This window comes from bacterium (assembly GCA_040756715.1).
Taxonomy (GTDB): Bacteria; UBA9089; UBA9088; order UBA9088; family UBA9088; genus JBFLYE01.
Window position 1 is genome coordinate 1 of sequence record JBFLYE010000210.1, and the last position, 9,997, is coordinate 9,997.

General features: G+C 41.2%; 12 protein-coding genes and 1 pseudogene. All 13 read right to left on the minus strand.

Annotation, left to right across the window (positions count from 1 at the left end):
• Window positions 1–115: 115 nt before the first annotated feature.
• A complete protein-coding gene (locus tag AB1397_08140; protein MEW6482941.1) occupies window positions 116–883 on the minus strand; it encodes an ABC transporter ATP-binding protein in 768 nt (255 codons plus the stop codon).
• On the minus strand, window positions 877–1,833 hold the full coding sequence (locus tag AB1397_08145) for an iron ABC transporter permease (GenBank protein MEW6482942.1): 957 nt from the start codon (window positions 1,831–1,833) through the stop codon (window positions 877–879). The genes AB1397_08140 and AB1397_08145 overlap by 7 nt, the downstream gene beginning before the upstream one ends.
• A gap of 13 nt (window positions 1,834–1,846) precedes the next feature.
• On the minus strand, window positions 1,847–2,629 hold the full coding sequence (locus AB1397_08150) for an ABC transporter substrate-binding protein (protein MEW6482943.1): 783 nt from the start codon (window positions 2,627–2,629) through the stop codon (window positions 1,847–1,849).
• A gap of 239 nt (window positions 2,630–2,868) precedes the next feature.
• On the minus strand, window positions 2,869–3,276 hold the full coding sequence (locus AB1397_08155; GenBank protein MEW6482944.1) for a hypothetical protein: 408 nt from the start codon (window positions 3,274–3,276) through the stop codon (window positions 2,869–2,871).
• A gap of 128 nt (window positions 3,277–3,404) precedes the next feature.
• Window positions 3,405–4,055, minus strand: coding sequence for a diphthine--ammonia ligase (locus tag AB1397_08160; GenBank protein ID MEW6482945.1), 651 nt, complete (start codon window positions 4,053–4,055; stop codon window positions 3,405–3,407).
• 84 nt (window positions 4,056–4,139) lie between these two features.
• Window positions 4,140–4,457: an asparagine synthase-related protein gene (locus AB1397_08165; GenBank protein MEW6482946.1), complete on the minus strand. Its 318-nt coding sequence runs from the start codon at window positions 4,455–4,457 to the stop codon at window positions 4,140–4,142.
• A 132-nt stretch (window positions 4,458–4,589) separates the two neighbouring features.
• A pseudogene (locus AB1397_08170) lies at window positions 4,590–4,688 on the minus strand (cobalamin biosynthesis protein).
• A complete protein-coding gene (gene cobS, locus AB1397_08175) occupies window positions 4,681–5,400 on the minus strand; it encodes an adenosylcobinamide-GDP ribazoletransferase (protein MEW6482947.1) in 720 nt (239 codons plus the stop codon). Before cobS ends, AB1397_08170 begins: the two are co-directional and overlap by 8 nt.
• A complete protein-coding gene (cobT, locus tag AB1397_08180; protein MEW6482948.1) occupies window positions 5,397–6,440 on the minus strand; it encodes a nicotinate-nucleotide--dimethylbenzimidazole phosphoribosyltransferase in 1,044 nt (347 codons plus the stop codon). The genes cobS and cobT overlap by 4 nt, the downstream gene beginning before the upstream one ends.
• Window positions 6,434–6,946, minus strand: a complete 513-nt coding sequence (cobU, locus tag AB1397_08185; protein ID MEW6482949.1) for a bifunctional adenosylcobinamide kinase/adenosylcobinamide-phosphate guanylyltransferase — start codon at window positions 6,944–6,946, stop codon at window positions 6,434–6,436. The genes cobT and cobU overlap by 7 nt, the downstream gene beginning before the upstream one ends.
• Entirely contained in the window at window positions 6,943–9,042 is a 2,100-nt protein-coding gene (locus tag AB1397_08190; protein MEW6482950.1) for a TonB-dependent receptor, read from the minus strand. The genes cobU and AB1397_08190 overlap by 4 nt, the downstream gene beginning before the upstream one ends.
• A gap of 242 nt (window positions 9,043–9,284) precedes the next feature.
• Window positions 9,285–9,656: an aspartyl protease family protein gene (locus tag AB1397_08195; GenBank protein MEW6482951.1), complete on the minus strand. Its 372-nt coding sequence runs from the start codon at window positions 9,654–9,656 to the stop codon at window positions 9,285–9,287.
• A 111-nt stretch (window positions 9,657–9,767) separates the two neighbouring features.
• A partial coding sequence (locus AB1397_08200; protein MEW6482952.1) for a hypothetical protein occupies window positions 9,768–9,997 on the minus strand: 230 nt, incomplete at its 5' end.

Sequence of the window (9,997 nt, forward strand, 5' to 3'; positions counted from 1 at the left end):
CCCCTTTTAATTCAAAATTCAACATTCAAAATTCATAATTTTATAAAGTTTTCCTTAAGATTATCTAAACACATACATTTTGTAAAGCGTTATGTAACTATAGATACACCATCTTTTACTTTGGCACCAGGAATACATAAGGCTTGTGGGTTATGGGATTTTCTCTTACTACAACTATTGTTTTATAGACATCCTCTATGTTTTTTTGGGTTATTACATCATTAGGGTCTCCAATCTTATAGGTCTCTCCATCTTTAAGCAAAAGGAGCCTGTCGCAATATTCAGATGCCAAATTAAGGTCGTGTAAGACAATGAGCACTGTAAGGGAAAGCTCTTTGTTTAATCTTCTTATAAGCTCTAATATCTCTACCTGATGTGTTATGTCAAGGTGAGTGGTTGGTTCATCCAAGAGAAGGAGCTTTGGTTCCTGGCATAAAGCACGGCTTATAAAGGCAAGTTGACGCTCTCCTCCACTTATTTTACTTAAGTATTTCTTTTTAAAACTTATTATCCCGGTTATCTCCATTGCCTCTCTTACCTTCTCTATATCATTCTTTGTTGTAAAGAGAAATCTTTGGTGGGGAATCCTTCCTAGGAGAACAAGCTCATCTACCCTCATATCAAAGGCAATCTCTTCAACCTGGGAAACCACCCCGACTAGCCTTGCAAATTCTTTAAACCCTATTTTTTTAATCTCCATTCCATTGAATAATACCCTGCCCTTCTTTATAGGAATTGCCTTGCTTATTGCCCTTAAGAGGGTTGTTTTTCCACTTCCATTTGGCCCAATTATGCCAAATATTTCCTCCTTTTTTACCTCAAAGCTTATATCTTTAAGGGAAAATCCATCATAGCCACAAAAAATACCTTCTACCTTTACCATTTCTTTCTTATTAAAAAATAGCTAAATACCAAACCTCCAATGATGCCTGTAATTACACCAACGGGAAGCTGGTAGGGTAAAATTATTGTCCTGGCTATGGTATCACAAAGGATGAGAAACCCTCCACCTAAAAGCCAGGAGGCAGGAAGGAGAAATCTATAATCCCATCCTATAAAAACACGGGCTAGATGAGGGATAACCAGGCCAACAAACCCAATGATTCCAGAAAGAGAGACACAAGAGCCTACCAGGAAGGATGAGATAAAAAAAAGGGCTTTTTTTGTTTTCTCACAATCTATCCCTAGATGCAATGCGGCTTCCTCGCCAAGCAAAAAGGCATTAAGGGATAGAGAAAATGGCAAAGAGAGAAAAAGACCTAAAATAGAGAAAAAAAGCATTGTTTTTATAAGCCCTAAATTTGGCTCCTCTAATGAGCCCATTATCCAAAAGATAATGCCATGGAGGTCTTCCTGCCTTGCTAATGCCATAATCAGCATAATCAAGCCTCCTGAAATAAAGCTTATCATTACACCAAGCAGCAAAAGGAAGGGAAGGCTGATTATCCTATTTCTTGCCGATAAAAAATAAAGGATAAAAATAACAAGGGATGCACCAAGAAATCCGCCTAAGGAAAGGGGGAGGCACAAGCCAAAGAGAATGCTTAAGGTAGTTGCCAAGCAAGCACCACCTGATATGCCTAATGTATATGGCTCAACCAGGGGATTGCGAAATAGCCCCTGAAGGATTGCCCCTGATAAGGCGAGGGATGAGCCACAGGCAAAGCCTAAGATAATCCTGGGAAGCCTTAGGTCAAAGAGGATAGTATGCTCGGTTGTTTTCTTGCCTTCAAGGATTACCTGAATAATGCGTTTTAAAGAGATTGGATATGAACCAATGCATAGGGAGAGAAGGCTTATAAAAAGAATTGCTATTCCTCCTATAAATATCAATACAAGGAATTTCTTAATCAATTTCTGGATGTAAAAGCTTTGCTATTTTTTTTAAGGTCTTTGGAAAGCTTGCCGGAGTTGGACTTCCCAGCGAATGGGCATTAACAATATATATTCTTTTCTTTCCCAATTTTTCCCAATTTCTCTTTTCTTCTTTTCCAAGGATTCCCATCTCCATAATAATAATGACATCGGGATTATCCTTAATAATCTCCTCCTTGCTATAGGGAGAACTTTCATCTGGACCAATGTTTATCCCACCTCCTAATTCAATAAAGTCATTAATCATTGTATCTTTTCCAGAAACCCACAATGGCTCTGCTCCAATTTGAACAATCACACGGGGTTTTACCCTCCCTTTTGTTTTCTTCTTAACCTCCCCTACCCTCTTCTTTGAAACCTTTACAACCCTTTCTGCCTCCTTCTCTTTTCCTAAAAGCCTACCCAATTCCATAAATTGCTCACAAAGGCTTAAGAAATTCTTTGGATAGGGAAGCAAAACAACATTTATTCCCAGGCTTTTAAGCTTTTCAAGAGAATCCTTTTTGGTTAATGGTGTAGCCAATACCAAATCTGGCTTAAGCCCTACAATCTTTTCCACATCAATACCTACTACGTTTCCAATCCTCTCTTTATTTTTTGCCTTGCAATATGTAGTGCAGGCGATAAGGCAATCCTCAGCCTTTAAGAGATAAAGGCTTTCGGTTAGATATGGGCCTAAGGAAATTATCCTCTTTGGCTGCCCAAAGCAAATGCTACATCCTATCACTAGGAATCCTAATAAAATTTTTTTCATTTTTTCCTCCTTTTACAACAAAAAACCCAACCTTCAAAGATTGGGTATTTGTCTTTTTTCCCTTTCTTGGAAGGTACTTACCAAAATAAGCAATCGACCGGGCTCTTTTTTTAAAAAATTACCGTTGCCAGACAGCACTCTGAATCTCACAGAGATTTCCTTTGCTTATCAGGTTTATCTCTTTATTATTTATGGTGGTTCATCACAACAACCCATATTCATCACCTCCTAATACAAATTTATGTCACAACAGGCTTTAATCCCTCAATTGCTTCTTTTAAGTCAAAAATTTCTTTCTCAAGGTATTCTTCCCTTTTTGTTATCTCCTTATAATGTTTCATACTCATAGGCCTTTCTTGTTTTGCAAGCCATAGAACAGAGCCAACCATTATACCAATAAGGCCAATGATGCTTGAAAGTAAAATATAAAGCCAATGGAACAGCTTATCTATTCCTTCAAACCTTTTATCTATTGCTTCAAACCTTTGATCTTGTGCTTCAAATTTAAGATTCATCTCCTTCCTTAATGCACCTACCTCCCTTTGCACCTCCTCCCTTACAATCTTTCTTATCTTGTCAATATCATTCTTTGAAAGCTCGGAAAATAGAGGAAGGGAAAAGAGAAGAAAAATTAAACACTTTTTCATAATCTAAAATAATACAAAATCCCTTTATGACCTGTCCACCATTTTTTGCTCTTTAGTTTTAGAACCGTTTATCATCCCCTTTTCTCCAAAAATACTACCGGGCAATTAAAATGCCCCTAATACCTTTTTCATTTTAATTTTAGCTCCAAAAGAAGGCGTTTATCCTCCAATGCCTTCTTTCCCTTAATAAACTCAATAGGGTTTTTAAAAATAGGTCCATCATAGACAAAACTATGGAATTCTCCATTTTCTCCACAGAGGTCAATCGGTAAAGCTTTTAGGTCATTGATAAGCCCTTGGTCAATCTCTCTCCCTAACCATTCCTTCCCTAGAAAATTGGAATTACAGGCAACAATAATTGCTTTAAACCCAACTCTAATGAACTCAAGCATCAATTCCTCCCTTTCCTTCTTCCATAATGGCAGGATTGGCTTTATGCCCCCTTCTTTACAAACCCTTTCTACCCAATCCCTGTGTCCTGCTATATCAATATCTCCAAAGATACCTGCGGTAATGCCATATCCTTTGAGATCCAGAAGGGCCATCTTGAACTCCTCTTCATAGGTCTCCCATAGGGTCTTCCTTTGAAGGATAGGAATCCCTATTGCTTCTGCTTGAGCTTTTAGCAGATCAGAAGGTATGCCGTGAGAACGGGAGAACCCACCATCCTCTGATACCATATTCAAAAGATAGGCAACCTCAATACCTGAATTTTGCCTTGCCCTATAACAGGAAAGCGTGCTTTCCTTTCCACCACTCCAGGAGACGAATGCCCTCATTTTATCACATACCCACAGACCTTGCAGTGGAGGGCATTGAGATTTATCCCTGCCCCACAATTAGGACATCCCTTCTCTCCTTCTCTAGGTTGAGGAATATCTCCAATTACCTCCTGGTATATCTTGTAATAATAAAAATGGGCTTTGTTCATAAACCTGAGTGGCCAATACCTTTATTACTTCAGGGATAGCCTCTATGGCTTCATCAATATCTACAGATTTCTGATGGGCTTCTATATTGAGAAGCCTCACCACAGAGGCAGCATATCTTTTATCTTCTCCATAATCTGCAAGTCTTACTGTGATTGCCTTAAGATTAGGGGAAATACTGGCTAAGATAGCTGAGTCCAGGCCACCAGAAAGGAGGAGGCCAGAAGCCCTATTCCTCAGGACAGCTTTCATTAACCTCCTCTTAAGCTCAGAAGCTACTTTCATAACACCTCAGCCAAGGCAGCAAGAAGTTTTTGATTCTCCTGGTGCGAACGCACAGCCACCCTGATATATCTATCAGAAAGACCCCTGAAATTGCTTAACAACCGATATCAGAAATCCTGCAATCTTAGCTGGGATAAGGTTTGCTAAATCATCTAACTTGGCAGAAAACCAGCCAAAATGGAGGTATCTTTCATCTTTTAGATAAAGGAACAATAGATAAAAGTGTTGCAACCTCAATCACCTCAGATAGGGCACCCAAGGTATCTCCTGTAAAACCACCTACTCTCTTTTTGAGATAGAGGCTGAATAACCAGGTTATCCCTGATGTTGTTGCCAAGAGGTAGAAGAAACTCAGGCCAAATAAGGAAAACCCTATTCCCATCATTATCAGGGTTGCCCAAAGGAATTCCCTTCTTTTTACTTGGCCAACAAATAGTCTTCCCAAGCCAGAAGACTTGGGATAGGAAGATGTTGCTGCTCCTGCCACCATAGCCCATCGCCCCATAGTTGGGGCAATGAGCAGGCCAGAACTTGTATTTGCTGAAAGAGCAAAGGTCTTTATCAAAAGCAGACAGACCACTGCCACCACTCCTTTGCAGCCTACAGCAGACTCCTCTATTATCCTAAAGATTTCCTCTTTGCTTCTCCCTCCTGCTAAGCCATCTATGGTATCGCAGAAGCCATCTAAATGTAGGCAGCCAGTGATGGCTACCCAGGCTGCTATCACCAAAACAGAGACAAGGTCAGGAGGAAAAAGTTGAAGGCTGAAGAATCTCACTCCCACCAAGAATCCACCGATTAATAAACCAACCAAAGGGAAGAAGACCATTGATCTGGCTAGATCCTCTGTTTGATAGGTCTTAACAGGGATGATGGTTAGAAGCCCTATGGTTGTGAGGAATTGCCTCATTTTTTCTTAGAGACACCCGCTGAAGCAAAGGTGGCCATCTGGGTTAGGATCTTGCAGGCTGCCTCAATCAAGGATATCCCTAAAGCTGCTCCTGTTCCTTCTCCTAACCTAAGATTCAGATCTAAAAGGGGGATTAGGCCTAAATTATCTAAGACAATCTTGTGCCCTATCTCTACTGAACAGTGGGCAGCAAATAGATAATCTTTTGCCTTTGGCTCTAAGCCAACAGCAATCAAAGCAGCTGCTCCTGAGATGAAGCCATCTAAAACCACGGGTATCTGATGGGCAGATCCTGCTAAGATCACACCGGCTAAGCCTCCAATCTCAAAGCCACCTACCTTAGAGAGGACATCTATCGGATCTTTGGGATCAGGCTGATTGATCTCCAATGCTCTTTCAATCACCTTGATCTTATGGGCAAGGGTATTATCATCTATGCCTGTTCCTCTACCTGTGACCTTTTCTGGTGATTGACCGGTCATCACAGCCACAATGGCAGAAGAAGGGGTGGTATTGGCAATCCCCATATCGCCAGTTCCTACAATATCAATCCTTTCTTCTTCAAATACTTCAATCCCTGCCTCAATCGCCCTTATAGCTTCCTCTCTGCTCATCGCAGGCCCTTTAGCAATATTGTTAGTCCCATGCCCAATCTTCTTATTTTTTAGTTTTGAGTTTTGAGTTTTTAGCTCTTCTGCTACTCCCATATCCACAACTACCACCTCAGCTCCCACATGCCTGGCCAGGACATTTATTCCCGCACCACCTGCCAGGAAATTATAGACCATCTGAGGGGTGACCTCAGCAGGATAAGCAGAAACCCCCTCCTCTCCTACTCCGTGGTCTCCGGCCATAGTGAAGATTACCTTTCTTTTTAAGTCTGGCTCTCTATTGCCTGTAATTCCTACCACCCTATTGGCTATTTCCTCCAATCTTCCCAGGCTCCCTTGGGGTTTGGTCAGGGTATCTTGCCTCTTTTGCGCCTCTTCCATCAACCCAAGATTAACTGGCTCAATCTTCTTCAATATCTCTTCTAACATCTCTCACCTCCTTTTATTTTAACAGGTATCCCTGCTACCATAAGATAGACCTCGTCTGCTATCTGGGCCATCTGGTGATTCACCACTCCAGCCATATCTCGAAACTCCCTGGCCAATCTGTTATCTGGAACAATACCAGATCCAACCTCATTGGAGACAACAATTGCTGTTTTCTTAACCTTCTTTAGGGCAGAAAACAGATCCTTGCTTGCCTCTACTACATCCATTTTGGCCTCCATTAGATTGGCGATCCATAAGGTGAGACAGTCGATAATAATTACCGAAGTAGTGATCTTGGCAATAACCCTTGACAGATTCAGGCTCTCTTCAACTGTAGACCACTCTTTTGGCCGCATCTTTTTGTGTTCCTCTATTCGTTCCCTCATCTCACTATCAGTAGAGATGCAGGTAGCAACAAAGGTGACCTGGTCACCTCTCTCTTTAGCCAGCCAGATCGCATACTGACTCTTTCCACTCCGTGCACCGCCAGTGATAAAGATGATCATTGGACAAAGAAAGAATAGATCCAGCCAACCCTTCCATCTGAAAGCCTGACCTTATAATACTCTTCAGATCTCTCCAATACTTCAAGCTCTCTCCCTTTATTGACTGTGGTAATAAGCTGGTAGGTGCCTGGTTCTTTCCAGATCCCTGCTCTCTCTTCTTTGACAACGACTGTTTGCTTGGGTTTCTCAGACTCTGTTTGCTTGGGTCTTTCAAGCTTAACTTTTGCTTTTTTGCTCTTAGGAAAATCTATCTTGGTCCCAGCATAGAAGAAGCGACCAAAGGTGCTATAGCCTTTTACTTCTTCATACTCTGTGCCAAAGATATTTTCTACCCCCAAGAATAGAGAAAGCCAGTCTGTCAGATTATAAGATGTATTCAGGTTTACCAGTGTATAAGGAGAGAGTATAGTGTAGCCAATATCTTTCCTCTCGCCTACATAGATACAATCAAGATTGATGTGGGTATTTTTAAGAGAATAGCCAAGGGTGAACGCCGCCTTCTGTTTTGGTCTCCTGAGAAGCTCCTTACCCGTATCTTTGTCCTCTGTCTGGGTATAAGTGTAGTTTACCTTGACTTTCAAATCACTGGTTGGCCTGATATGAAAAAGGATTTCAACACCACCTGTTTCTGCCTGACCGATATTTTTATATTTCCAACTGCTGTGATCAAAATCTATCATATTCTTGAATTCATTCTGGAAGCAGGTAAGACCAAGCAGCATCCTTTCTCCAATCTCCTGTTCGATACCAATCTCATAGCCTATTGACTCATCTGGCTTAAGGTTTGGATCTCCATAGCTTGAGTGCAACTGATAAAGCGATGGGGCCTTGAATCCAGTAGCATAATTTGCTCTGATTTTGGTCTTTTCAGTTACCCAGAGGGAAGAGACCTTATAGGTTGTCTTCTGGCCAAACCTTGAGTGGTCATCGAGCCTGAGACCTGCCCAAAAGGCAAGATTTTCTCCCTTTAGCTCTCCCTGAAGATAGTATCCCGTATTGGTTTCCTTCTTCTTCTTGAACTCATCTGTCCATGGCCCCCACTCACTCTCTGAATGGTAGTAGGACTTTCCCTCCTCCTTTTCATACTCAATTCCAGAGACAAGGCCAATATCAAGCGGCTCTATCTCCCTAGATAGGTTTTGCTGCCAGGTAACCTTAGTATTCTTTCCCTCACACCAGGAACTAGAGGAATTAAGAGGCTCTATGGTATCCGTTCCATCTTCATATTCCCTTCTTACCTTGTGGAGCGATAAGTCTACTTTCTCTTTTAGCCATAAAGTTGGGGTTGCCTCCAATCCTCCTTTGATGGCTAAGCTCTCGCTCTTGCTTGTATAGTTGGGATCATCATCTGAGGCACCATCGTCAATATCAAAGTCTGCCTTGTTATAATAGGCTGAAATACCAGCTCTAACCTGTTGAGAAGGAGAAAACCCGAGATTGCCCAAGATAGTGGTGGCATGATAGCCATCTGTCTCTGTGCCTTCTGCTGCCTTAGAGATACCGCCAGAATCCTGTCTGCTGACTGAGAAGGCATAATCAAGGAGACCTGCTCTTCCACCTATTTCTGCCCTCTCCTGATAAGTATTGTATTGGCCTCCTTTGGCTGATGAAGAGAAGCTTGGTTTCTCCCCTTTTTTAGTGATGATATTTATCACCCCACCTATTGCGTCAGAGCCATAGAGGATTCCCTGTGGACCACGGACTATCTCAATTCGTTCAACACCTGCTAATGGAAGATGGGCAAAATTAAACCCTCGACCAGCTGAGATGGGATCATTGACCTCCACACCATCAATCATCACCAGGGTGTGCTCTGACTTTGCTCCCCTCAAGAAGCAACTCGCAATTCCCCCTAAAACACCAGTCTCCACAATATCAAGGCCAGGCATACCTCGTAAGGCCTCAATCACTCTCTCTGCTCCTGATCTCTCAATCTCCTCTCTGGTGATCACGGTAACCGAAGTTGGAATCTCTTTCACCTTCTCCTCACTTCTACTGGCCGTGACCACAATCTCTTCCCCTACCACAGTTATTGTTCCCTCAGAGCCAAAAATGCTACATCCTATCACTAGGAATCCTAATAAAATTTTTTTCATTTTTTCCTCCTTTTAAAACAAAAAACCCAACCTTCAAAGATTGGGTATTTGTCTTCTTTTTTCCCTTTCTTGGAAGGTACTTACCAAAATAAGCAATCGACCGGGCTCTTTTTTAAAAAATTACCGTTGCCAGACAGCACTCTGAATCTCACAGAGATTTCCTTTGCTTACTCGGTTTTTTTAATTACTTTCCGCCCTTATCTTCTTTTTCGTCACAATAACAATCCATATTTATCACCCCCTTAAACTAAAAATAATTCTATTGGCTTTAATTCACCTGTGGTTGTATCAACGCTTAAAGCCATCCCCTCTATGGTAAGCAATCCTAAAAGCTCAACATCTTCTTCTTCGCCAAAAATTACATCCGAACCACCCACGCCTTTACCATTTAGGGCAAAACAAGCAATCCCATAATCCCTTTCCATAACTTTACCATTGGCAAGCTTTAAACGCTTTTTTCCAATTATAGATATACCTATTCTCTTTAGTCTATCCTTTTTAATTACAGAAAATGCTGCCCCTGTATCAATTACTACATCAATTTCTTCATACCTTGAGATATCAATCGGATTTGCCACCCTTACCCTTGTCTTTAAGATCAAATCTTCCTTCATAATAAAAGAATAACAAATCCTTTTCTAATTTGTCAAGCATTATTTCTAAACCCAAAGGGGAATTTTAAGAAAATACACATATCTACTCACCTTATGACAAGAGAACTCCATTTATGCCACAACAGGCTTTAATCCCTCAATTGCTTCTTTTAACTTAAAAATTTCTTCCTCAAGGTATTCTTCCCTTTTTGTTATCCCCTTATAATGTTTCATACTCATAGGCCTTTCTTGTTTTGCAAGCCATAGAACAGAGCCAACCATTACACCAATAAGGCCAATGATGCTTGAAAGTAAAATATAAAGCCAATGGAACAGCTTATCTATTCCTTCAAACCTTTTAT

Coding starts and splice junctions, on each gene's coding strand:
- AB1397_08140 (MEW6482941.1), bottom strand. CDS start 883: ATGGTAAAGGTAGAAGGTATTTTTTGTGGCTATGATGGATTTTCCCTT.
- AB1397_08150 (MEW6482943.1), bottom strand. CDS start 2,629: ATGAAAAAAATTTTATTAGGATTCCTAGTGATAGGATGTAGCATTTGC.
- AB1397_08155 (MEW6482944.1), bottom strand. CDS start 3,276: ATGAAAAAGTGTTTAATTTTTCTTCTCTTTTCCCTTCCTCTATTTTCC.
- AB1397_08160 (MEW6482945.1), bottom strand. CDS start 4,055: ATGAGGGCATTCGTCTCCTGGAGTGGTGGAAAGGAAAGCACGCTTTCC.
- AB1397_08165 (MEW6482946.1), bottom strand. CDS start 4,457: ATGAAAGCTGTCCTGAGGAATAGGGCTTCTGGCCTCCTCCTTTCTGGT.
- cobS (MEW6482947.1), bottom strand. CDS start 5,400: ATGAGGCAATTCCTCACAACCATAGGGCTTCTAACCATCATCCCTGTT.
- cobT (MEW6482948.1), bottom strand. CDS start 6,440: ATGTTAGAAGAGATATTGAAGAAGATTGAGCCAGTTAATCTTGGGTTG.
- cobU (MEW6482949.1), bottom strand. CDS start 6,946: ATGATCATCTTTATCACTGGCGGTGCACGGAGTGGAAAGAGTCAGTAT.
- AB1397_08190 (MEW6482950.1), bottom strand. CDS start 9,042: ATGAAAAAAATTTTATTAGGATTCCTAGTGATAGGATGTAGCATTTTT.
- AB1397_08195 (MEW6482951.1), bottom strand. CDS start 9,656: ATGAAGGAAGATTTGATCTTAAAGACAAGGGTAAGGGTGGCAAATCCG.